At 72.0% G+C, this 23081-nt stretch carries 24 protein-coding genes; 7 read left to right on the top strand and 17 right to left on the bottom strand.

The window, feature by feature from the left end:
* Positions 1-4 precede the first annotated feature (4 nt).
* The 3 genes from SNR22_RS12270 to SNR22_RS12260 form a co-directional block, all read right to left on the bottom strand.
* Positions 5-1069: a PhoH family protein gene (locus SNR22_RS12270; protein WP_320066890.1), complete on the bottom strand. Its 1065-nt coding sequence runs from the start codon at positions 1067-1069 to the stop codon at positions 5-7.
* Positions 1070-1279: 210 nt separating this feature from the next.
* The gene (locus SNR22_RS12265; RefSeq protein ID WP_413775625.1) at positions 1280-2620 is read right to left on the bottom strand and encodes a serine hydrolase domain-containing protein; all 1341 of its coding nucleotides are present in this window, start codon (positions 2618-2620) and stop codon (positions 1280-1282) included.
* Positions 2621-2660: 40 nt separating this feature from the next.
* Positions 2661-3011, bottom strand: coding sequence for a histidine triad nucleotide-binding protein (locus SNR22_RS12260; RefSeq protein ID WP_320066652.1), 351 nt, complete (start codon positions 3009-3011; stop codon positions 2661-2663).
* A 46-nt stretch (positions 3012-3057) separates the two neighbouring features.
* Here SNR22_RS12260 and SNR22_RS12255 point away from each other — a divergent pair, with 46 nt between their 5' ends.
* The gene (locus SNR22_RS12255; protein ID WP_320066651.1) at positions 3058-3819 is read left to right on the top strand and encodes an SDR family oxidoreductase; all 762 of its coding nucleotides are present in this window, start codon (positions 3058-3060) and stop codon (positions 3817-3819) included.
* 54 nt (positions 3820-3873) lie between these two features.
* On the opposite strand, the gene SNR22_RS12250 is transcribed toward SNR22_RS12255, so the two are convergent.
* The 3 genes from SNR22_RS12250 to hrcA form a co-directional block, all read right to left on the bottom strand.
* A complete protein-coding gene (locus SNR22_RS12250; protein ID WP_320066650.1) occupies positions 3874-4608 on the bottom strand; it encodes a 16S rRNA (uracil(1498)-N(3))-methyltransferase in 735 nt (244 codons plus the stop codon).
* 47 nt (positions 4609-4655) lie between these two features.
* Complete coding sequence (gene dnaJ / locus SNR22_RS12245) at positions 4656-5795, bottom strand: molecular chaperone DnaJ (protein WP_320066889.1); 1140 nt, start codon at positions 5793-5795, stop codon at positions 4656-4658.
* Positions 5796-5868: 73 nt separating this feature from the next.
* Positions 5869-6891, bottom strand: coding sequence for a heat-inducible transcriptional repressor HrcA (gene hrcA / locus SNR22_RS12240; RefSeq protein ID WP_320066649.1), 1023 nt, complete (start codon positions 6889-6891; stop codon positions 5869-5871).
* Positions 6892-7144: 253 nt separating this feature from the next.
* Here hrcA and SNR22_RS12235 point away from each other — a divergent pair, with 253 nt between their 5' ends.
* Positions 7145-7798: a DUF4870 domain-containing protein gene (locus SNR22_RS12235; RefSeq protein WP_320066648.1), complete on the top strand. Its 654-nt coding sequence runs from the start codon at positions 7145-7147 to the stop codon at positions 7796-7798.
* Positions 7799-7842: 44 nt separating this feature from the next.
* On the opposite strand, the gene hemW is transcribed toward SNR22_RS12235, so the two are convergent.
* Entirely contained in the window at positions 7843-9066 is a 1224-nt protein-coding gene (gene hemW, locus SNR22_RS12230) for a radical SAM family heme chaperone HemW (RefSeq protein ID WP_320066647.1), read from the bottom strand.
* 18 nt (positions 9067-9084) lie between these two features.
* On the opposite strand from hemW, the gene SNR22_RS12225 reads away from it, so the two are divergent.
* The 3 genes from SNR22_RS12225 (at position 9085) to SNR22_RS12215 (ending at position 12038) form a co-directional block, all read left to right on the top strand.
* Positions 9085-9867 carry an enoyl-CoA hydratase-related protein gene (locus SNR22_RS12225; protein ID WP_320066646.1) on the top strand — a complete coding sequence of 261 codons (783 nt, stop codon included), beginning with the start codon at positions 9085-9087 and terminating at the stop codon, positions 9865-9867.
* Between the two features lie 144 nt (positions 9868-10011).
* Positions 10012-10875: a hypothetical protein gene (locus tag SNR22_RS12220; protein WP_320066888.1), complete on the top strand. Its 864-nt coding sequence runs from the start codon at positions 10012-10014 to the stop codon at positions 10873-10875.
* Between the two features lie 260 nt (positions 10876-11135).
* Positions 11136-12038, top strand: coding sequence for a phytanoyl-CoA dioxygenase family protein (locus tag SNR22_RS12215; protein WP_320066645.1), 903 nt, complete (start codon positions 11136-11138; stop codon positions 12036-12038).
* Positions 12039-12108: 70 nt separating this feature from the next.
* Here SNR22_RS12215 and SNR22_RS12210 read toward each other — a convergent pair whose 3' ends face one another.
* The 8 genes from SNR22_RS12210 to SNR22_RS12175 form a co-directional block, all read right to left on the bottom strand.
* Positions 12109-12753, bottom strand: coding sequence for an MOSC domain-containing protein (locus SNR22_RS12210; RefSeq protein ID WP_320066644.1), 645 nt, complete (start codon positions 12751-12753; stop codon positions 12109-12111).
* Positions 12754-12880: 127 nt separating this feature from the next.
* A complete protein-coding gene (locus SNR22_RS12205) occupies positions 12881-13714 on the bottom strand; it encodes a carbohydrate ABC transporter permease (RefSeq protein ID WP_320066887.1) in 834 nt (277 codons plus the stop codon).
* Positions 13715-13725: 11 nt separating this feature from the next.
* A complete protein-coding gene (locus tag SNR22_RS12200; protein WP_320066643.1) occupies positions 13726-14712 on the bottom strand; it encodes a sugar ABC transporter permease in 987 nt (328 codons plus the stop codon).
* Entirely contained in the window at positions 14709-15998 is a 1290-nt protein-coding gene (locus SNR22_RS12195) for a sugar ABC transporter substrate-binding protein (protein ID WP_320066642.1), read from the bottom strand. Before SNR22_RS12195 ends, SNR22_RS12200 begins: the two co-directional genes overlap by 4 nt.
* Positions 15999-16213: 215 nt before the next feature.
* Positions 16214-16495 carry a GlsB/YeaQ/YmgE family stress response membrane protein gene (locus SNR22_RS12190; RefSeq protein ID WP_320066641.1) on the bottom strand — a complete coding sequence of 94 codons (282 nt, stop codon included), beginning with the start codon at positions 16493-16495 and terminating at the stop codon, positions 16214-16216.
* A gap of 218 nt (positions 16496-16713) precedes the next feature.
* Complete coding sequence (locus SNR22_RS12185) at positions 16714-17001, bottom strand: GlsB/YeaQ/YmgE family stress response membrane protein (protein WP_320066640.1); 288 nt, start codon at positions 16999-17001, stop codon at positions 16714-16716.
* 342 nt (positions 17002-17343) lie between these two features.
* Positions 17344-19221: a translation elongation factor 4 gene (gene lepA, locus SNR22_RS12180; protein WP_320066639.1), complete on the bottom strand. Its 1878-nt coding sequence runs from the start codon at positions 19219-19221 to the stop codon at positions 17344-17346.
* Between the two features lie 156 nt (positions 19222-19377).
* Positions 19378-19911: a DUF4240 domain-containing protein gene (locus tag SNR22_RS12175; RefSeq protein WP_320066638.1), complete on the bottom strand. Its 534-nt coding sequence runs from the start codon at positions 19909-19911 to the stop codon at positions 19378-19380.
* A gap of 166 nt (positions 19912-20077) precedes the next feature.
* Between SNR22_RS12175 and SNR22_RS12170 the strand changes: the two genes are divergently transcribed.
* The gene (locus SNR22_RS12170) at positions 20078-21127 is read left to right on the top strand and encodes a phosphotransferase family protein (RefSeq protein WP_320066637.1); all 1050 of its coding nucleotides are present in this window, start codon (positions 20078-20080) and stop codon (positions 21125-21127) included.
* Between the two features lie 112 nt (positions 21128-21239).
* Positions 21240-21506 (top strand): 30S ribosomal protein S20, encoded by a 267-nt coding sequence (gene rpsT / locus SNR22_RS12165; RefSeq protein ID WP_320066636.1) that lies wholly within the window; start codon positions 21240-21242, stop codon positions 21504-21506.
* A gap of 101 nt (positions 21507-21607) precedes the next feature.
* Here the strand turns inward: rpsT and SNR22_RS12160 are convergent, their stop codons facing one another.
* A complete protein-coding gene (locus SNR22_RS12160) occupies positions 21608-22042 on the bottom strand; it encodes a hypothetical protein (RefSeq protein WP_320066886.1) in 435 nt (144 codons plus the stop codon).
* 26 nt (positions 22043-22068) lie between these two features.
* Entirely contained in the window at positions 22069-23049 is a 981-nt protein-coding gene (holA, locus tag SNR22_RS12155) for a DNA polymerase III subunit delta (protein ID WP_320066635.1), read from the bottom strand.
* Between the last annotated feature and the right edge of the window lie 32 nt (positions 23050-23081).

The raw sequence follows: 23081 nt of genomic DNA, 5'->3' as shown, positions 1-23081 counted from the left end.
TTCCCTAGGTCTGGTGGCGCCGGTCGGCCCGGCCGCCCTGGGCCGTCCGCCCCGGCACGGCGTGCGCGCTCTGCGCCTGTTGGTTTTCCCGCTCGGCGTCCCAGCGGGCGTACGCGTCGACGATCTCCCCGACCAGCCGGTGACGCACCACGTCGGAGCTGGAGAGCTGCGCGAAGTGCACGTCCTCGACGTTCTCCAGGATCCCCCGGACGATCCGCAGCCCGCTGGTCGTCCCGCCGGGAAGGTCCACCTGGGTGACATCGCCGGTGACCACGATCTTGGAACCGAAGCCGAGTCGGGTGAGGAACATCTTCATCTGCTCGGGCGTGGTGTTCTGCGCCTCGTCGAGGATGATGAACGCGTCGTTGAGCGTACGGCCCCTCATGTATGCCAGCGGCGCGACCTCGATCGTCCCCGCCGCCATCAGCTTCGGGATGGTCTCCGGGTCGAGCATGTCGTGCAGCGCGTCGTAGAGCGGGCGCAGGTAGGGGTCGATCTTCTCGTTCAGCGTGCCGGGCAGGAAGCCGAGCCGCTCCCCCGCCTCGACCGCCGGGCGGGTCAGGATGATCCGGTCGACCTGCTTGGCCTGGAGCGCCTGGACGGCCTTCGCCATCGCCAGGTAGGTCTTGCCGGTGCCGGCGGGGCCGATGCCGAAGACGATGGTGTGCCCGTCGATGGCGTCGACGTACTGCTTCTGCCCGAGGGTCTTGGGGCGGATGGTGCGGCCGCGCCGGGAGAGGATGTTGAGCGTCAGGACCTCGGCGGGCCGCTCGGCACCGCCCTGTTCGAGCATGCCGACGGTACGCCGGACGGCGTCAGTGGTCAGGGTCTCGCCTTTCTCGATCAGTTCGAGCAGCTCGCTGAAGAGCCGCTCGGCGAGGGCGTTGTCCGCAGGGGCTCCGGTGATGGTGATCTCGTTGCCACGGACGTGCACGTCGCTGGTGACCGAACGCTCGACGAGTCGCAGGATCTCGTCGCCCGCGCCCAGCAGGTTGACCATGATCTTGGGATCGGGGACGGTGATCCTGGTCTGCGCCTGGAGCGGGCCGGGAGGTGGGGTGCCGGTCATAGGTCGGGCCGGAAGGCCCTGCGCCACCTGCTCTCACTCTCGGCGCCGGGCCTGCTGGGCCGGCGGTCGGACGTTGCCCCCATCGTATCGTTTTCCCCAGGGCGGCACCTCGCCCATTCCTGCCGGCAGCCGGGCCCGTTGACCACCACACCGACCAAACGGGCGAATCGCCCTCCGCCGCCCCGAACCGGGCACCAGACCGGCTGGGGATCAGCGCCGGAAGTCGTACCGGTCGGCGGTCTCCTGGCCACGGGTGAAACGGTACGTGGCCCAGTGCAGCCGGATCACCGTCCCGGCGGCGTCCCGGGTCAGCCGGAGCAGCTCGCCGGCCTCCCGCCCGGAGACCACGCGGAACACGTCCGCCCGGTCCGGCAGCGGGGCGAAGACCGCCGGCGGCTTCCCCGCCGGATCGTCCGCGCCCCGGGCCCGCAGGGCCCCGTCGTACCAGCTGAAGTCGTATCCGAAGCCCTCGCCCCACCAGCGGCCCAGCATCCCGCGCAGGTGCGCCGGGGCCGGCTCCCCCGGCCGCCACGGCTCGACGTCGGCCGGGTCGTACTCGGCGGACGCGGCCAGCAGCCGGTGCGGCAGGTCGATCACCGCCACCCCGATCCCGGACGAGCCGAGCACCGCCGCGCCCATCGCACCGGCGGTGCCGTCGCCGCCGCGCCGGCCGTAGACGGCGGCCAGGAACCCGGGCATCGCCCCGTCGTGCCCGACGTGCACCACCCGTTCCCCCTGCGGAACCAGGATCAGCCCCAGCCCGAAGCCAGCGCCCCAGGATGTCTCGTCGGTGACGGTCAACGGCCAGCGCATCTCGTCCAGGGTGGCCGGGGCGAGCACGGCTCCGGCGGGGTCGAGCGCCCCCGGGTCAGCCAGGAACGCCGCCCACCGGGCCATGTCGGCGGCGGTGCTCCAGAGCTGGGCGGCCGGGCCGAGGGCGCCGAAGTCGGTCGGCGGCTCCGGGTGCGCCTCGTCGGAGTACGCGTCGACCAGAAACCCGGTGGCCGCCGCCGGGCCCGGCCTGTCGGTGGTGGCGCTCAGACCGAGCGGGACGAGCACCCGCTCGGCGAGTACCTCGGCCCAGGAACCGCCGCGCAGCCGGGCGACGAGCTGACCGAGCAGCGCCATCGCGAGGTTGGAGTAGTGATAGCGGCGGGCCGGCGGCAGCACCCGCTCGGCGCGGGCCAGGTCGGCCAGCAACTCGTCCGCCCCGGGGGCGACCAGGGTGTCCCAGACGTCGCCGTGCGGCTCCCGTTGCAAACCCGAGGTGTGCGACAGCAGTCGGCGCACGGTCAGCTCGCCGTGTGCGGGGACGTCGAGGTGCCGGGCGACCGGGTCGTCCAGGTCGAGCAGGCCGGCGTCCCGGCACTGGAGGACGAGCACCGCCGTGAAGGTCTTGGTGACCGAGCCGATCCGGAACAGCGTCTGCGGGCCGAGCGGTGTCTCGTTGCCGGTGCCGCCGACCGCGCAGGTCCACAACGGTCGGTCAACCCGGTGCAGGGCGGCCGAGACGGCCGGCACCCGCCCATCGGCCTGCGTCCGCCGGACCATCCGCTCCAGGCGGCCGTCGACCTCGCTCACCTTCGCCCGCCTACCGGCACAGCATCGGGCCGAGCGGCGCGCCGCCGAGCACATGGGCGTGCACGTGGAAGACCTCCTGGCCGCCGTACGCCCCGGTGTTGAACATCAGCCGGTAGCCGTCGCCGAGCAGGCCCTCGTCCTCGGCCACGACGGCGGCCGCGGCCAGCAGCTCACCGGCCAGCGCCGGGTCCGCCCGGCCCAGGGCCGCCACGTCGGCGTAGTGCTCCTTCGGAATCACCAGTACGTGCACCGGTGCCTTCGGGTCGATGTCCCGGAACGCCAGCGTGGTGTCGGTCTCCCGGACGATGGTCGCCGGGATCTCACCGGCGGCGATGCGGCAGAACAGGCAGTCGGATCCCATTGGGGCATGGTAGGGCGTCCCGGCCGGCTCGGGCATGATGGCCTGCGTGACATCACGGGCGGTACTGGTGACCGGGTCCTCGCGCGGCATCGGGCGCGCGGTGGCGACGAGGTTCGCGGCGGGCGGGGACCGGGTGGCGATCCACCACCGCGACTCGGCGGAACTGGCCGAGGAGCTACGCGCGGAACTGCCGGGCGAAGGGCACGTCGTGGTCCGCGCGGACCTGACCGACCCCGACGCGGTACGGGCCATGGTCGACGACGCGGCGGCCCGCCTCGGCGGGCTGGACGTGCTGGTCAACAACGCCGGGGTGTACGGCGAGCGGGACGCCCCGCACCCGGTCTTCGGCATCTCCTACGCCGACTGGCAGCGGCGCTGGCGGCAGGCGCTGGAGACCAACCTGACCGGGGCGGCCAACGTGACCTGGTGCGCCGCCCAGCACATGCGCGAGCGAGGCGGGCGGATCGTCAACGTCTCCTCCCGAGGCGCGTTCCGGGGCGAGCCGGATCAGCCGGCGTACGGGGCGAGCAAAGCGGGGCTGAACGCGCTCGGCCAGTCCCTCGCGGTGGCCCTCGCCCCGTACGGCATCGCGGTGGCCACGGTGGCACCCGGCTTCGTGGAGACGGACATGACCACGGAGCACCTGGCCGGCGAGCGGGGCGCCGCGATCCGCGCCCAGAGCCCGTTCAACCGGGTGGCCCGCCCCGACGAGATCGCCGCCGCCATCCATTGGCTGGCCAGCCCCGAGGCGGAGTGGGCCGCCGGCACCATCATCGACCTCAACGGCGCCAGCCACCTCCGCACCTAACCCCCACCCACCCCGCCCCCACCCGACGAGTGCGCGGGCACCTGGGGGTGGGGGTTACCAGCGGGCGAGGCGGGTGGAGAGGACTGCGAGGGCCGCGACGCCGGCGGTGGAGGTGCGCAGGACGGACGGGCCCAGGCGGACCGGGCGGGCGCCAGCGGCGGTGAACGCGGTCAACTCGGGTTCGGCGATGCCGCCCTCCGGGCCGACCACGAGCACGATCTCGCCGCCCTGCGGCAGCTCGACGGTGGTGAGCCGGTCCTCGGCCTCCTCGTGCAGGACGAACACGGCGGCTGCGCCGGCGATCCGGCGGGCCACGGTGACCGTGGACTCGTCAGGGGCCCCGGCGACCACCGGCAGCCACGCCCGGCGGGCCTGCTTGGCCGCCTCCCGGGCGGTCGCCACCCACTTCTCCCGGGCCCGGGCACCCCGTTCGCCACGCCACTGCACCACCGAGCGGGACGCCGCCCAGGGCACGATCTCGTCCACCCCGACCTCGGTCATCGCCTGCACGGCCAGCTCGCCCCGGTCGCCCTTGGCGATGCCCTGCACCACCACGAGCCGGGGGACGGGCGCGTCGACGTACCCCCGGGAGGTGACGTCGAGTTCCAGGCTGCCCCGGCCGACGGCCGTGACCACGGCGGACGCGGTGCCACCCCGGCCGTCGGCGAGCAGCAGTTCCTCGCCGACGCGCAGCCGCTGCACGGTGGCGGCGTGGTGCCCCTCGGGGCCGTCCAGGGTGAGCTGGTCGACGGTGGGCAGCGACTCGACCAGGAACAGCGGCGCGGACACGACGATCAGGTTAGCCGCCCCGACGGACGCCGGGGCGGCCAGGCCGGTCAGGGGTGGCCGTTGAAGGCGTCGCGCATCCGGGAGAAGAAGCCGCCCTGCTTGGTCAGCTCGGCGACCTCCTCGCCCCGGGTCTTGGCGAAGTCGCGCAGCATCTTCTCCTGGTCGGCGTCGAGCTTGGTCGGCGTCCGCACGTCGAGATGGACGTAGAGGTCACCCCGGCCGGTGCCGCGCAGGTGGGGCACACCCCGGGCGCGTAGCCGCAGGGTGCTGCCCGGTTGGGTACCGGTCTTGACGTCGACCGTCTCCTCGCTGTCCAGGGTCTTGATGGTCAGCCGGGTGCCGAGCGCGGCGGCGGTCATCGGGACGGTGACCCGGCAGTGCAGGTCGTCGCCCTTGCGGGAGTAGACGTCGTGCGGCCGCTCGTGGATCTCCACGTACAGGTCGCCGGCGGTGCCGCCGCCCGGGCCGACCTCGCCCTGCTGGGCCAGCCGGATGCGCATGCCGTCCTCGACCCCGGCGGGGATCTTGACGGTCAGTGAACGGCGGGTGCGCACCCGCCCGTCGCCGGCGCAGGTCGGGCAGGGGTGCGGGATGGTGGTGCCGTGCCCCTGGCAGACGGTGCACGGCCGGGCGGAGACCACCTGGCCGAGGAAGGTGCGCTGCACCGACTGCACCTCGCCCCGGCCGCCGCACGCCTCGCAGGTGGCCAGGTGGGTGCCGGCGGCGGTGCCCGCGCCGGAGCAGGTGGTGCAGAGCACCGCCGTGTCGACGGTGATCGGCGCCTCGACGCCGAACGCCGTCTCGTGCAGGTCCAGCTCCAGCCGCAGGATCGCGTCGGCTCCCGGTCGGGTCCGCGGGCGCGGCCCGCGCGCGCCACCGGCGCCGCCGAAGAAGGCGTCCATGATGTCCTGGAAGCCGACGAACGGGCCGGCGCCGCCGGGCCCGCCCGGGCCGGCGCCCCCGCCGCCCGGGGCGAGCGGGTCGCCACCCAGGTCGACGATCTGCCGTTTCCGATCGTCCGAGAGGACCTCGTACGCGGCGTTGATGTCCTTGAACTTCTCCTGTGCCTCCGGGTCCGGATTCACGTCCGGGTGGAACTGCCGCGCCAGCTTGCGGTAGGCGCGCTTGATCTCGTCGTCGGAGGCTTCCCGGCTCACACCGAGGATGCCGTAGTAGTCCCTGGCCACTGCGTTCCGTGTCCTCATGTTCGTCTCGCGTTGCGCCGGTCGTCGGCCGGAGCCGGCCGTCGGCCCTGACTGGTCAGTTCTGGGCCAGCAGCTCGCCCACGTAGCGTGCCACGGCACGCACCGTGGCGATGGTGCCGGGGTAGTCCATCCGGGTGGGGCCGAGCACGCCCAAGCCGCCGAGGACGGTCGCACCCGGGCCGTACCCGGTGCTGACCACCGAGGCGGCGCGCAGGTTGTCGATCTCGTTCTCGTCGCCGATCAGCACCCGGGTCGTGCTCGACTCGGCCTCGCCGATGAGTTTGAGGATGACCACCTCCTCCTCCAACGCCTCCAGGATCGGCCGCAGCGAACCCTGGAAGTCGAGCAGGCCGCCCCGGGTGAGGTTGGCGGTGCCGGCCAGCGCCAGGCGCTCCTCATGCCGTTCGACCAGCGTCTCCAGCAGCACGGTGGCGAGTGTGGTCATGGCTGGGCGCAGCAGCGGCGTGCACTCCTCGACCAGCGCCTGCACCAGCGGCGGGGTCTCCGACAGTCGGCTGCCCACCAGCTTCTCGTTGACCAGCCGCCGCAGGTCGGTGACATCGTCGGCGGGGACCGGCGCAGGCAGCTCGACCAGCCGTTGCTCGACCCGCCCGGTGTCGGCGATCATCACCAGCATCAACCGGGTGGTGGAGATCGGCACCAGCTCCAGGTGCCGCACCGAGGAACGGGCCAGCGACGGGTACTGCACCACGGCGACCTGCCGGGTGAGCTGGGCCAGCAGCCGGACCGTGCGGTGCACCACGTCGTCAAGGTCGACCGCGCCCACCAGGAAGCGCTCGATCGCCCGGCGCTCGGCCGGGCTGAGCGGCTTGACCCGGGAGAGCCGGTCGACGAAGAGGCGGTAGCCCCGGTCGGTGGGCACCCGGCCGGCGCTGGTGTGCGGCTGCCGGATGTAGCCCTCCTCCTCCAGCACCGCCATGTCGTTGCGGACCGTCGCCGGGGAGACACCGAGCTGGTGCCGCTCGACCAGGGCCTTGCTGCCGACCGGCTCCTGCGTGGCGACGTAGTCCTCCACGATCGCGCGGAGCACGGCGAGCTTGCGGTCGTCGAGACCCACTCCCCCACCTCCTGTCGCACGTCGGTGCCCGGCATCGCGGCGGGCGATCCGGGACGGCCTGCCCACCGATGGTCGAAGCCTGGCACTCGACTGTAACGAGTGCCAGTCTACGTCGGCTGCCCCACCGTCGGTAAGATCGACGACGGACCATCGGTCCGTCCGGGGCCGGGCGCGGCTCCCGTTCGATCATCCCGTGGGACCCGACCAGTGTCGCCCTGGCGCCCCCTTGCCGGTAGCCCCTACCGTGACGTACATGACTGAACCACCTCGTCCTCCCGGCGCGGGCGACCCCAACAGCTACCCGCCGGAGCCGAACCCGTCGTCGACACCGTACGGCTCTTCGGCGAACGAGCCCCCCACCGCACCACTGTCCGGGGCGCCCGGGGCGGGCGGCTATCCCCCGCCCGGTGGTTATCCGCCGCCCGGTGGTTATCCGCCGCCCGGGGGATACCCGCCCGCCGGTGACCAGCCCTCGGCCGGCGGGTATCCGCCGCCGGGCGGGTACCCACCGGGCGGCGGATACCCGTCCGGTGGCGCCTACGGCGCCCCCTCCGGCGGAAACGCCAACAAGGAGGACAAGACCTGGATCCTGATCGCGCACTTCGGCGGCGCGGCCGGGATGTTGGTCGGCGGCGGCGTGCTGGGCTGGGTGGCACCGCTGATCGCACTGCTGGCCCGGGGCAACCAGTCGCCGGCCGTCCGCGCGCACGCGGTCGCCGCGCTGAACTTCCAGCTCCTCTGGTCGGTCATCGCGCTGGTGGGCTGGATCCTGGCCTGCATCGTCATCGGAATCTTCATCGGTTTCGCCGCGATGATCATCGGCATGATCTTCGGCATCGTCGCCGGGGTCAAGGCCAACGAGGGGCAGCCCTACCGCTACCCGATGTCCGCCAACTTCATCAAGTGAGCCCCGGTCGGCCGCTCCCCCGGCCGGCCGGGCACCACCTACCTTCAGGGCAGCAGGTCGCGGACGACCGCGTCGGCCAGCAGCCGGCCGCGCAGGGTGAGCACGGCCCGGCCGGCCGTGTGCCCGGCCGGGTCGAGCAGCCCGCCGGCCAGGGCCCGCGCAGCACCCGCCCGGCCCGCGTCGTCCAGGACGTCCAGCGGCAGCCCGGAGGCGAGCCGCAGCCGCAGCATCACGTCCTCCATGTGCGCCTCGCCTGCGGTGAGCACCTCCCGGGCCAGGCCGGGCGACTCCCCCGCCGCGAGCCGCTTCGCGTACGCGCTCGGGTGCTTGACGTTCCACCAGCGCACCCCGCCGACGTGGCTGTGCGCCCCCGGGCCGAGTCCCCACCAGTCCGCGCCGGTCCAGTAGAGCAGGTTGTGCCGGCACTCCCCGGCCGTCGTCCGCGCCCAGTTGGACACCTCGTACCAGGAGAAACCGGCCGCGCCGAGGGCGGCCTCCGCGGCCAGGTAGCGGTCCGCCGCCACGTCGTCGGAGGGGTACGGCAGCTCGCCGCGCCGCATCCGCGCGGCCAGCCGGGTGCCGTCCTCCACGATCAGGGCGTACGCGCTGACGTGATCCACCCCGGCGGCGACGACCTGGTCCAGGGAGGCGGCGAAGTCTTCGGCGCTCTCCCCCGGCGTGCCGTAGATCAGGTCGAGGTTGACGTGGTCGAACCCGGCGTCGCGCGCCTCGGCCGCGGCGGCGGTGGCCCGGCCGGCGCTGTGCCGGCGGTCGAGCACGGCCAGTACTCCCGGTGCGGCGGACTGCATGCCCAGCGAGATCCGGGTGTACCCGGCGGCGCGCAGGATCCGCAGCGACTCGGGCGTGACCGACTCCGGGTTGGCCTCGGTGCTCACCTCGACGTCGGCGGCCAGACCCCAGGTGCGGTCGATGCCGTCGAGGATGCGGGCCAGGTCGTCGGCGGGGAGCAGGGTGGGGGTGCCGCCGCCGACGAAGACGGTGTCGACCCTCGGCGGCGGAGTGTCGCCCAGCACCCGCCCGGCCAGCGCCAGCTCGGCCAGCACCGTGTCGGCGTACGACTCGCGGCTGGCCCCACCGCCCAACTCGTCGGCGGTGTACGTGTTGAAGTCGCAGTAGCCGCAGCGGCTGGCGCAGAACGGCACGTGTACGTACACCCCGAAACCGCGGGCGCCGACGGCGCGGGTGGCGGTGGCGGGCAGCGAGCCGTCGACGGGGACGGCTTCGCCTTCTGGAAGGACGCCGGGCATGGCCACTAGTGTGCCCGCATGACCTCCTCCGACGCGCTCGTGCGGGTCACCACGGCCCACGGGGTGACCACCCTCACCCTGAACAGCCCGCACAACCGCAACGCGCTCTCCACGCCGCTGATGACCGAGCTGCTGGCCGGGCTCTCCGCCGCGGTGGCCGACGACGCGGTCCGGGTGGTCGTGCTCGACCACACCGGCCCGGTGTTCTGCTCCGGCGCCGACCTGAAGGAGACCGCCGCCGCGTACGCCAGCGGCAGCGTCCCGGCCGGAATGCTCGGCGACGTGCTCGCGGCGGTCTGGGAGTGCCCGAAGCCGGTGGTGGCCCGGGTGGCCGGGCCGGCCCGGGCCGGCGGGCTGGGTCTGATCGCGGCGGCCGACCTGGCGCTCTGCGCCCAGGAGGCGACGTTCGCCTTCACCGAGGTGCGGATCGGGGTGATCCCGGCGGTGATCTCGGCGACCGTGCTGCCCCGGCTGGCGCCCCGGGCCGCCGCCGAGCTGTACCTCACCGGTGACACCTTCGACGGCCGGCGGGCGGCCGAGATCGGCCTGGTCACCGCGGCCGTGCCGGCGGACGGGCTGGACGCGGCGGTGGAGCGGGTCTGCGCGTCGCTGGTGCGGGGGGCGCCGCGCGCGCTGGCCGGGGCGAAGGGCCTGCTGCGCAGGTCGCCCGCCGCCGACCTGCGCGCCGAGATCGCCGAGCTTGCCGCGCTGTCGACCGGGTACTTCCTCTCCGACGAGGGGCGCGAGGGGGTCCTGGCGTTCCGGGAGAAGCGCGACGCGAGCTGGGTGCCGACCGCCTGATCCTCGGCGCTCCGGGCGTCCCGCCGGCACCCGGGGCAACGAACGCGGAATGCGGTCGACTCGCCACTAAACGGAGCGAACTGGTCGGACGAGCCGGGCGATGGCGGCGGAGACGTACTCTTGTCGAACGCCGTCGAACAGGGGGTGCGGGTGCGAAGTCGGACAGCAATCGCGGCTGGTCTCGTCGTCGCCGTTGTCGTCGCCGTCGGGATCTGGCTCGTGGTTCGGCAGGTCGGTGGGCGGCTGGGGCTTCCCCTCGCCGGGCGCACCTGCGTCGTGCAGGCGGACGGCCAGGTGCGGCTCGACGCCGACCAGATGGCCAACGCCGCCACCATCGCGGCGATCGGCACCCAACGGAAGATGCCGGAGCGGGCCGTCGTGGTCGCGCTCGCCACGGCCTACCAGGAGTCCGGGCTGCGCAACCTCGCAGGGGGCGACCGGGACTCGGTGGGGCTGTTCCAGCAGCGGCCGAGCCAGGGCTGGGGCACCGGGGAGCAGATCGGCGACCCGCGGTACGCGGCGAACAAGTTCTACGCCGCGCTCAAGCGGGTACGCGGCTGGGAGAAGCTGCGGGTCACCGAGGCGGCGCAGCGGGTACAGCGCTCCGCCTACCCGGAGGCGTACGAGAAGTGGGCCGACGAGTCGCAGGTATTGACCCGGGCGCTGCTCGGTCAGGCGACCGGGGCCGTGGCCTGCACCGTGGGGTCGACGCCACTGATGCGCGGCGAGGCCGCGGCGGCGGCCCTGACCCGAGGCCTGAGCCTGGACTGGGGGCTGCCGGGGACGGCGTCGCAGGCCGACCTGCCGGGGCTCGCCGTGCCGGCGGCCGACCAGCTCAACGGCTGGCGGTATGCGCACTGGCTCGTCTCGCACGCCTCCGACCACGGGGTGAAGCGGGTCCGGTTCGACGGGCTGGAGTGGACCGCCGAGGACGGCACCTGGGGCCGGGTGACCGACGCCCCGGTGGCCGACCGGCGGGTCCTGGCCGAGGTGTTCGCCGACGTCTGACCCGGCGGGCGGGCCGGCCGGCCGGCGAGGAGCCGAAGCCGACCGTCCGGATTCCATACTGACGGTCACCGCGCAATTCGACATATCCGGCAATGTTCGCCGACGACCAACCGAACATCACTCTGCGCATCGGATGCACTGCCGTCGGTCGGGCCGGAGGCCCAGCAGCCGGGCGCGACCGGCACCCCCCAGTACGGGCGCAGTACCATCGGCTACCTGTGCCAGAAATGGTGTCACCTCATGGGGAGGGGTACTACGCGGTGTTCGATTACGACGGCCGGACCGGCTACGAACCGATCAGCGACACTGACCGCAAGGAGTTCCACGAGCAGGGATTCCTCCTGCGGCGGAACGTGCTGACGGAGGACCACCGGGCTGCCCTGGAGGAGGCCGTCGACCGCGTCTACGCGGAGGAGCAGGCCAAGGGCAACACGACCAAGGACGGCACCCTGCACCTGCTGGGCTTCCTGGATCGGGACGAGCTCTTCGGCCAGCTGCTGACCCACCCGATCGCCTTCCCGTACATGTGGGGCCTGGCGGGGTGGAACATCTACACCCACCACAACCACCTGGACGTCACCCCGCCGGCGGCGGAGCCGGAGAAGCCGTACTGGGGTTGGCACCAGGACGGATACCGGCAGAACTCCGACCCGGAGACGATGGACCCGAACCTGCCGCGGCCGATGTTCTCGCTGAAGGTGGGGTACGTGCTCTCCGACCTCTCGGAGAACGGGCGCGGCGCGACCAAGGTCATCCCGGGCAGCCACCTGTGGAACTCGCTGCCCCGGCCGGACGACCTGACGGTGCACAACCCCGACCCGGAGGGCACGGTGGAGATCGCCGCCAACCCGGGCGACGCGTTCATCTTCGACCGCCGCCAGTGGCACTCCCGGTCGACGAACCTCTCCACGATCACCCGCAAGATGCTCTTCGTCGGCTACACCTACCGGTGGATCCGCCCCCTCGACGAGCTGCACATCGACCCCGAGAGCGAGTGGTGGGCCAACCGCACGCCGGTGCAGCGCCAGCTCTGCGGTGAGGGCACCCACACCGCGAACTACTGGGGCATCAACTGGAACGGGTACGTCGACGACGAGATCCCGCTGCGCAAGGAGCTCAAGGAGCGCGGCCAGCTGGACCGCAACATCCCCTGGCTCCGCTGACGGGGTAAGGAAGGGCCCCCTGTTAACGCCTTCGGCATAGCAGGGGGCCCTTCTTAACACCCGGGCGCCCTCAGGCCTCCCGCGCCCCGAGCCGGCGCTCGACCTTCCGCCGGATCGATTCGGGCAGCTCGGGAACGTCGAGCAGCCGGGGCAGCAGCGCCGGCTCCAGGGTGGTCGCCCGGAACACCTCGCCCACGGTCACCCCGTGCGCCGGGCGCTCCACCACCTCCACCGGGTCGCCCGCGCCGACCTCCCCCTCCCGCAACACCCGCAGGTACGCCCCGGGCGCCGCCCGCGCGGTGAACCGCCCGATCAGGTCGGGCACGCCCCAGAACCCGGCGAACGTTGTGCACGGGGTGCGCGGCTTGGTCACCTCCAGCAACGCCGAACCGATCTGCCACCGCTCGCCGACGACCGCCCCGGTCACGTCCACCGCGGACGTCGTCAGGTTCTCGCCGAAGGCGCCCGGCCCGACGTCGCGGCCCAGCTCGGCCGCCCACCAGGCGGCGTCCTCCCCGGCGTACGCGTACACCGTCTGGTCGGGACCGCCGTGTTGGGCCCGCTCGGCGATGAAGTCCCCGGCCACGCCGTCGGCCCGCAGCAGCACCGGCCCGGCCACCGGCCGCTTGTCGATGCCGCTGCGACCGCTCGCGTCGCCCGCCCACCGCGCCTCGGTCACCACGCCGAGGTTCACCGTCACCAGCCTGCCCGTCATGGCGTCAGCCTACGGCGGCGAACCCGTCCCGGGTCCCCCGGCCGACCCGCCGCCGCACGCTGGCCGGGGCGGTGAGAAGGGGACCCTCCTCTACCGTAGACGTTAATAAGGTGCCCTTCCTTGCGTCTTAGCCCTTGACAGCGCCCGACACCAGGCCGGAGACCATCCGGCGCTGCACCAACAGGAAGAAAATGATCACCGGGAGGGTGAACAGCGTCGAGGCGGCCATCACCGGCCCCCAGGCGGTGTCGTCCCGGCCGAAGAAGAAGGTCATCGCCACCGGGAGGGTGTACCGGTCCTGGTCGTTGACGAAGGTCAACGCGAAGATCAGCTCGTTCCAGGCGGTGATGAAGGAGAAGATGCTGGTGGCCACCAGGCCGGGTGCGACCAGCGGGAACAGGATTCGGCGGAAGATCTGGAACCGGTTCGCCCCGTCGATCGCCGCGGCCTCCTCCAACTCCTTCGGCACGGCGGCCACGAAACCGCGCAGCATCCAGACCGCGAACGGCAGCGAGAAGCCGAGGTACGTGAGGATCAGGCTGGGCAGGGTGTTGTAGAGGCCCAGCCGCTGGATCATCAGGAACAGCGGGATGACCAGCGCCTCCAGCGGGATCATCTGCACCACCAGCAGCATGATCAGGAAGCTGGTCCGCAGCTTGAACCGGAACCGGGCCACGGCGGTCGCCGCGAGCAGCGCGACCAGCCCGCTGAGCAGCACGGTCGAGATCGCCACCAGGACGCTGTTCAGGAAGAAGTCTCCGAACGTGACGCCGGGGATCAGGTTGCCGGTCAGGATCTCCCGGTAGTGCTCCAGCGTCGGGCGGGCCGGCACCGGCCGGGGCGTGGCCGAGAAGATCTCCCGGTTCGGCTTGAGCGACGTGGCGATCATCCAGTAGACGGGGAACGCCGCGAAGAGCGCCACCAGCAGGCCCGCGCTGTTGAGGGCGACCCGCTTCACCAAGACGCCCCGCTTCACGACTCCTCCTCCTGCTTGAGCACCATCCGCACGTAGAGGCCGGTCACCACCAGCAGGATCAGCGTGAGGATGACGGCGATCGCCGCGCCCAGGCCGTACTTGGGGGGCGGCGAGAACGCCTCGGCGTACGAGTAGATCGAGAGCATGAACGTCGACCGGTCCTGGGTGCCGCCGGCCAGCACGAACTGCTGGGTGAAGACCTTGAAGTCCCAGATGGTGGAGAGCACCACCAGGATCCCGAAGACCGGGCGCAGCAGCGGGAAGGTGACCCGCCAGAACACCTTCCACGGGCTGGCCCCGTCGACCCGGGCGGCCTCGTGCAACTCGCTCGGCACGCTCTTCAGCCCGGCCAGCACGCTGACCGCGATGAACGGGAACGAGTGCCAGACCACCACGAGGGTGAGGATCGAGAAGAACATCAGCGGCGAGTTGAACCAGCCGTAGCCGGTCCAGTCGGCGCGGCCGAACAGCGCGTTCGACAGCCCGTCGGGCAGGGCGTTGAACAGCCAGGTCACCAGGCCGGAGGTGTCGTCGAACAGCCACTTCCAGACGATGGTGCCGGTCAGCGCCGGGGTGGCCCAGGCCAGCATCACGCAGCTGGCCACGAAGGTGGCCATCCGCTTGCCGAGTTGGTTGAGCAGCAGCCCGACCAGGGTGCCCAGGATCATCGTCAGCGCCACGTTGGCCAGGGCGAAGAGGACCGTGTTGCGCAGCACCGTGAGGAAGAACGGGTCGCTGAGGATCTCGGCGTAGTTGCCGAACCCGACCCACGGCCATTCCCGGTCGCCGCGCAACTGCCGGACGTTGTTGAGCTGGAAGAAGGACATCACCACCACCTGGCCGAGCGGCCACAGCAGCAGCACGCCGATGATCACCAGGGAGGGCAGGAGCAGCAGGTAGGGCAGGCGGTCCACCCGGCGACGCCGCCGCGCGGGGTGTTCCCGCGCGGCGGACGTCTCCGGCGCCTGGATCAGCGTGGTCACTTCGCGTTGAGGATGCTTTCCATCTCGGCGGCCGCGTCAGCGGTGGCCTTCTCGACCGTCTTCTGACCCTTGATGACCGAGCTGTTCATCGCCTGGGTCACCGTCTTGGTGCGGCTGACCTCGACCCACTTCGGGGTGAGCGGGGTGAGCTTCGTGTTCTGCAGCGTGGTGGCGAACGCCGCCATGATCTTGTCGTTGGCGTACTCGCCGCCGCTGACCAGATCCGAGTAGACCGGGAAGAAGCCGAGGCCGCTGGCGAACTCCTTGTCCTTCTGCTTGCTCAGCAGCACGGTCAGGTAGTCCCAGGCGAGGTCCTGCTTCTTGCTGTCCTTCCACAGGGCGATGTCCGAACCGCCGGCGAAGGCCGGGGCCGGCTTGCCGTCCGGGCCGGGGATGGGGAAGGTGCCCCAGACCTTCTCGATCTCGGGGTTGTCCTTCTTGATGGAGCCGGCCTGCCAGCTGCCGCCGAAGGCCATCGCCGCCTTGCCGGTGGCGAACTGCGTCCGGGCGTCGACCTCGTTCCAGCCAGCGGCGGCCGGCGGGGCGACCTTGTGGACGGTGACCAGGTCGGTCCAGAACTTGACCGCCTTCTGGGCCTGCGGGGTGGTGTAGCCGGACTTCCAGGTGTCGCCCTGCTTGGTGGCGATCTCGCCGCCCGCGCCCCAGAGGAAGGAGTAGAACGGCAGCTCCGAGTTGCCCGGCAGCGCGATGCCGTAGGTGCCCGGCTTCTTGGCCTGGATGGTCTTCGCGGCGGCGACCAGCTCGTCCCAGTTCGTCGGCGGCTTGACGCCGGCCTCGGCGAACCAGTCGGTGCGGTAGTAGAGCGCCCGGACGCCGGCGTACCACGGCACGCCGTACTGCTTGCCGTCGAGCTGGGCGTTCTTGACCAGGTCGGGGAGGATGTCCTTGCCCTCGGCCCAGGAGCCGAACTTGGCCGTGACGTCGGCGAGCGCCTCCTGGTCGGCCCAGCCCTGGGTCTCGGTGTTGCCGAGCTCGGTCAGATCCGGCCCCTCACCGCCGGCGAGCGCCGCCTGGAACTTCTTGGGCGCCTCGAGCCAGGGGATGTACTGCACGACCACGTCGGTATCGGGATGCTTCTTCTTGAACTCGGTCTCGACGCCCTCGAGGAACGCGGTCTGCGTCTCGCTGCCCTCGCCCATCATCCAGACCGTCAGCTTGCTGTTGTCGGCCGCCTTGTCGTCCCCCGAGCCGCCACAGCCGGCGAGCACCATCGCGGCCGACGCCACGACGGCGGTGACCGGGGCCAGCCGTTTCCACCTGTTCACGCCACATCTCCCTCACGCCGTCCTGGCACTTACCTTCTCCGCCGCACCCTAGTAGGAAAAATTCCTTTACGACAGGGGGCGGTACGGAAGCGAGGCGACCGTACCGCAGGCGCGGGGCGCTCGGGCAGTACGACGGCGGGGTGGAAGCGTCCGTACACATGAGAACGGGCGCTCGACCGTGGAGGCCGAGCGCCCGTTCGTGGAGCAGGATTTGACTACCGGTGGGTGACGCCGCGGCGACCGCCCACGCTGGCCACGATCGCGACCGCGATGGCGGCGACGACGACCTGGACCAGCAGCTCGCCCCAGTCGACACCGGCGGTGTCGGTGGAGATGCCGATCGCGTTGGCCAGCACGGTGCCGAGGAGGGCGGCGCCCACGCCGACGAGCAGGTGCAGCCAGATCGGGATGTTCTGCCGGCCCGGGACGACCAGGCGGCCCAGCGCGCCGACGATCAGACCGACGATGAGCGCGGTGATGATTCCGGTAACGGTCATGGTCGTTCTCCTCACGAAGCTTCAGAAACGTTGTTCACTGTGGTGGCCGCTATAGTTCCCGGGCGGCCAGACATCCAAACACGTCATCCCGAGGACGACCCGAACAATTTCCACGATGGGCCCAGTACTCATGCGGGGCGCGGAAGCTGCGGGCCGCATGCGAACGGGCGCCCGACCGGAGTGGTCGGGCGCCCGTTCGAAAGAAAACGATGTGCTGATTACCGGTGGCTGACGCTCCGGCGACGGCCGACACCGGCGACCAGGGCCACGGCGATGGCGGCGAGCACGACCTGGACCAGCAGCTCGGCCCAGTCGATCCCGGCCGTCTCGGTGGCGATGCCCATGGCGCGGGCGAGCACGGTGCCGAGCAGCGCGGCGCCGACACCGATCAGCATGTGCAGCCAGATCGGCATGTTCTGCCGGCCCGGGACGACCAGGCGGCCCAGCGCGCCGATGATGAGACCGACAACGATGGCGGTGATGATGCCCCAAACGGTGAGCTCCATGGTCGCCCTCCTCCTTAAGATGGTGTCACAAAGTGTGTTGTTACTGTGGTGGCGGCTAAGTTCCCGAACGCCCGAAAATCCAAACCGGGTTCACCGGAGGATCTGCTGGCACACATCGACGCCGCCGGCCCCCTCCGAGCACGACGGGGAGGCAGAAGAGCAGGTGGAAGGGCTCCCAACGAGCCGCGACGCGCGGCGGGCGCGCGGTGAAAAATTCCTTCGGTACGCCCGCCACCGGGGACAAGGTGGCGACGCGAGCGGGTACGGCGACGGCCGACGCCCCGGAAACAGTCGTGTTCCTCGGGGCGCCGGCCGTCGGTCAGTCCCGGCCGCTGCGGCGGCTCACTTCTTGCCGGCGGCCTTGCCGTCACCGGAGTCGGAGGAGAGCGCGGCGATGAAGGCCTCCTGGGGAACCTCGACCCGGCCCACCATCTTCATCCGCTTCTTGCCCTCCTTCTGCTTCTCCAGCAGCTTGCGCTTGCGGCTGATGTCACCGCCGTAGCACTTGGCGAGCACGTCCTTGCGGATGGCCCGGATGGTCTCCCGGGCGATCACCCGACTGCCGATGGCGGCCTGGATGGGCACCTCGAACTGCTGCCGGGGGATCAGCTTGCGCAGCTTCGCGGCGATCGTGACGCCGTAGTTGTACGCCTTGTCCTTGTGCACGATCGCGCTGAACGCGTCCACCGGCTCGCCGTGCAGCAGGATGTCGACCTTGGCCAGGTCGGACGCCTGCTCGCCCGAAGGCTCGTAGTCCAGCGACGCGTAGCCCTTGGTACGGCTCTTCAACTGGTCGAAGAAGTCGAAGATGATCTCCGCGAGGGGCAGTGTGTAGCGCAGTTCCACCCGGTCGGCCGAGAGGTAGTCCATCCCGAGCAGGTTGCCCCGGCGGCCCTGGCACAGCTCCATGACCGCGCCCACGTAGTCGTTCGGGGTGAGCACGGTGGCCCGCACGACCGGCTCGTACACCTCGGCGATCCTGCCGGTGGGGTACTCGCTCGGGTTGGTCACGACGATCTCCTCACCGTCGTCGGTGACCGCCCGGTAGACCACGTTCGGTGCGGTGGAGATGAGATCGAGGTTGTACTCCCGCTCCAGCCGCTCCCGGATGATCTCCATGTGCAGCAGGCCGAGGAAGCCGCAGCGGAAGCCGAAGCCGAGCGCGCCCGAGGTCTCCGGCTCGTAGTCGAGCGCGGCGTCGTTGAGCTTGAGCTTGTCCAGCGCCTCACGCAGGTTCGGGTAGTCGGACCCGTCGATCGGGTAGAGGCCGGAGTAGACCATCGGCTTCGGGTCCTTGTAGCCGCCGAGGGCGCTCGCCGCCGGCCGGGTGTTGATGGTGACGGTGTCACCGACCCGGGACTGGCGGACGTCCTTCACGCCGGTGATCAGGTATCCCACCTCGCCGACGCCCAGCGCGTCGGCCTTCACCATCTCCGGCGAGATGACGCCGATCTCCAGCAGCTCGTGCACCGCGCCGGTGGACATCATCTTGATCCGGTCCCGGGCGCTGATCCGCCCGTCGATCATCCGGACATAGGTGACGACGCCCCGGTAGACGTCGTACACCGAGTCGAAGATCATCGCCCGGGCGGGGGCTGCGGCGTCGCCGACCGGCGGGACGAACTGGCGGACGATCTCGTCGAGGAGGTACGGCACGCCGGCGCCGGTCTTGCCGGAGACCCTGATGCAGTCCGCCGGGTCCCCGCCGATCAGATGGGCCAGCTCCTCGGCGTACTTGTCCGGCTGGGCGGCCGGCAGGTCGATCTTGTTGAGCACCGGGATGATCCGCAGGTCGTTCTCGAGCGCCAGGTAGAGGTTGGCCAGCGTCTGCGCCTCGATGCCCTGCGCGGCGTCGACCAGCAGCACGGCCCCCTCGCAGGCGGCCAGCGACCGGGACACCTCATAGGTGAAGTCGACGTGGCCCGGGGTGTCGATCATGTTGAGCACCGCGTGCTCACCGGTCCGGTCGCCCTCACGGATGGTCCACGGCATCCGGACGGCCTGGCTCTTGATGGTGATGCCGCGCTCGCGCTCGATGTCCATCCGGTCGAGGTACTGCGCGCGCATCTGCCGGGGATCGACCACGCCGGTGAGCTGCAACATCCGGTCAGCCAGGGTTGATTTACCGTGGTCGATGTGGGCGATGATGCCGAAGTTCCGGAGGCGCGCCGGGTCGGTGGCACCGGGAGCGTTCCGGGCGGAATCGGGCGTCGGTGGCACAGCGGTCCGTTCTGGTCGGCTGACGTGAGCGAGCCGGCGCGACGCCGACCCCCTCCATGTTCCCACGTCGCCCCCGTCGCCCCGGGCGCGGTCGGAGCACTCCTCCCGGCGGTCCGGCCGCGCCGGGGTGTCGACCGCCGGGCCGCCTGCGCCGGATCACTCCTGCGGCGGCTCCACGAAGAGGGCGGCGAGCTTCGGCAGGTGCCGGCGAGCCTCCTGTTCGTCGTCGAAGTCCCAGAACTCGTCCAGCTCCGGGTAGGGCGTCTGCTCCACCGGCGGGAGCTCGCTGGCGGTCGCCTTCCGGTATGCCTCCTCGGCCACCGTCAGCATCGGCTCCGCCTCGAACTCCTCGCCGGTCAGCGCCGCCTGGCGGATCTGCGGCAGCTCGGCCAGCGAGTCCGGATCCGCCACCGCACGGGCGAAGACCTCCCGGCCCTGGGTGATCAACCAGCCCCGGAAGTACTCGAACCCGTCGTCGGACGCCCCGCCGTTGATCAGGTACGCCGCGCCCCAGAGGTCGGCCCGGTGGGACGCCGCGAGCACCCGGCGCTGGTGCCGGGCGTACCCGACGATGTCGGCGGCCTCGCGCTCGGCCAGCAGGGCGACCGCCCGGACGGCGACCGCGCCCACCACCCCTCCCCCGTCGGCGCGGGCCCGGTCGATCAACTGCCAGAAGTCGTCCGTCCTCATGGTTTGGCAGTCTGGCAGAGCCGCCCCCCGGCCGCGGCCACGGCGGTCTGCGGCTCGCCGCCACACCTCGGCGGCGGATCGCGCCGGCCTCTCCCGGCCCGGACGCCGGGCGGTGCGTGAGCCCGGCGAGCGGTGGGCGGAGCCCGGGGTGGGGCAGCATGGTGTGGTGGCCGCGATCTCACTTCCCCCGGTGCCGTACGACGCGACGGCGCTGCGCCCCGACTGGGGGGAGCTGCCCGCCGGGCTGCGGGCGGCGGTGACCGCCCGGCTGGGCGGGCCCGTGGCGGCGGCGCGGGTGGCCACCGCCGGGTTCACCCGGGGCTTCGCCGCCGTGCTGGAGACCGCCGACGGACGACGGACGTTCGTGAAGGCGGCCTCGCTGGCCGAGCAGCGGCACCTCGTCGACTGGTACGCCCGGGAGGCCGCGGTCCTGGACCGGCTCCCCGCCGGGCTGCCGGTCCCCCGCCCGAGGTGGACGGTCGCGGCGGCCGGCTGGTTCGCGCTCGGCCTGGACGCCGTCGACGGCCGCACCCCCCACCTGCCCTGGACCCCGGCGGACCTCGACGCCACCCTGACCGGGTACGCCGAGATCGCCGCCGCCCTGGCCGACCCGCCCCCAGAGCTGGTCGCGCTCGGCCTGCCCCGGCTCGCCGATCTGGCCCGGGAGGACATCCTCTGGTGGGTCGAGGTGGCCGCCGGCCGGGAGCCCGTGCCGGCGCTGCCGCCCGGGTCGCGCGATCGACTGCCCGAGCTGGTCACGCTGGAGTCTCGTCTGCCCGGGTACGCCGAGCGCGGCGGCCTGGCCCACGGCGACCTGCGGCTGGACAACGTGCTCGTGGACCCGACCGGCCGGGCGTGGTTCTGCGACTGGAACTGGATCTGCCGGGGACCGGCCTGGTTCGACCTGGTCAGCCTGCTGATCACCGCCCACGCCAGCGGCCTGGACGCCGACGCCCTCTTCGCCGGGCACCCGGCGACGGCCGACGCGCCGCCGGACGCCCTCGACGTGACCCTCGCCGCGCTCTCCGGGTACCTGCTCACCTCGGCCGCCGCCGGGCCGACGAGCGCATCCCCGCACATCCGGACGCACCAACGGTGGAGCGGCGAGCAGGCCCTGAGCTGGCTGGCCACCCGGCAGGGCTGGGAGACGCCTCAGCCGGGCCGGCTCACCACCCGGCAGGTCGGAAACCGGTCTGCCCCGAGGGCCCGGGAGTGAGCCGTTTTGGCTCGTCCCGGGGGACCTGGTAGTCTGGCTACTCGCGCAGCGATGACGCATGCTCGTCGGGCGCATAAGCTGACCAACCCGAGCTATAAGACGAGGCTGTCGCGTGGCGAACATCAAGTCCCAGATCAAGCGCAACCGGCAGAACGAGAAGAGCCGGCTGCGCAACAAGTCGGTCAAGTCGGCGCTGAAGACCGCTATCCGGAAGTTCCACGAGGCCGCGGAGGCCGGTGACGCCGAGAAGGCCACCGTGCTCATGCGGGACGCCTCGCGGAGGCTGGACAAGGCCGTCAGCAAGGGCGTGATCCACTCCAACCAGGCCGCCAACCGCAAGTCGGCGATCGCCAAGCGGGTGGAGTCGTTCTCCGCCTGAGGCGGCGAGCACACACCTGATCGGAAAGCCCCGGGAGTCCACTCCCGGGGCTTCCGGTTTTCCCTGTGCCCAGAGGTTGGTACCCCACTCGACCACTCGTCTCACTGAGCGTGGCGATGGGCTGGCCCCTGCCCGGTCCCGCCAAGCCCGCCGGGCCGATCGTCCGTCCCTGGCCGACCGCCCACAGCGGCTCTCCCAGACCCGACCGGACAGGCGCCCACGCTCCGCACCGCGGCGCGACCGACCACGGGCTCCATCTGCCGGCGGAACCGGTCGCGTTCCTGCTCCGGGACCAGGGCGGCCGTCCGGACCGCCAGCTCTGCCACCAGGTCGTTGAGCTTGACCATCGCCGCCACGGCGGCGGGCAGGACGAGCACCGCCCACCAGGTCACCAGCTCGGCCAGGGCGAGCAGGACGGCCAGCGCGACCGCCCCCTCGAAGAAGAGGAAGCAGAGCACCCCGCCGGGGTTGACGAACCGCAGGCCGAGGGCCCGGGCGTAGAGAGGGCGGTACCGGTCCTCGTCGGAGGGGACCATCGCCCACGACGCCCGGACCGGCCGGTTCACCGGGCGCCACCCTGCCGGGCGGCCGCGACCGAGAACACCGCGCGTTCCAGCGCGTACGCGCGGTCGTCCGACCCGCCCTTGACCGCCGCGTTGCACTCGGCGGCGGCCCGCATCGCCAGCACCAGGCCCTCCGGCGTCCAGCCCCGGGCCCGCTGCTGCGCACTCTTGACCTTCCAGGCCGGCATGCCGAGGGTGCCCGCCAGCTGGTACGGGTCGCCCCGCCCCGCCGCCGCCACCCGGGCGACGGTACGGACGCCGTCGGCGAGGGCGTCGGCGATCGGCACCGGATCGACGCCGACGTGCAACGCCCAGCGCAGCGCCTCCAGTGCCGCCGGCACATCGCCGATCAGGGTGGCGTCGGCGACGGTGAAGCCGCTCACCTCGACCCGGCCCGTGTAGTAGCGGGCCACAGTATCGGCCCCGATCCGCCCGTCGGTGTCGGCGATCAGCTGGGAACACGCCGCGGCCAGCTCGCGCATGTCGTTGCCGACCGCCGCGATGAGCGCCTCGGCCGCGTCGTCGGTGCACTTCCCGCCGGCCCGGCGGATCTCGTCCCGCACGAAGGCGGCCCGCTCGCGGTGCCCCTTGAGTTTCGCCGCCGGCACCACCGTGGCACCTGCGGCCCGCAGCCCGTCCGCGAACGCCTTGCCCTTGGCGCCCCCGAGGTGCAGGACGACGAGTTGGACATCCGGGTCAGGATTCTTCGCGTACGCCAGCAGGGCGGCGACCAGGTCCTTGCGCGCGTCCTGGCCGGAGTGCAGCACCAGCACCCGCCGGCCGCCGAAGAGCGACGGGCTGAGCATCTCGGCGATCTCGCCGACGGCCAGCATCCCCGCCTGATACTCCCGGACGTCCACGTCGGGGTCGACGCTGCGGACCCGGGCCACGGCTTCGGTCACCGCGCGCGTGGCGAGCAGCTCCTCGTCACCGAGGACTAGCAGAATAGGAGCGAGGTCGGCGGCGGTCACGCCGCCCATGTTCGCACGCCAGCCCGGGGATCGTGCCTGCT

This window comes from Micromonospora sp. RTGN7 (assembly GCF_033804645.1).
Lineage (GTDB): Bacteria > Actinomycetota > Actinomycetes > Mycobacteriales > Micromonosporaceae > Micromonospora.
This window is presented reverse-complemented; position numbering and strand designations above follow the sequence as displayed.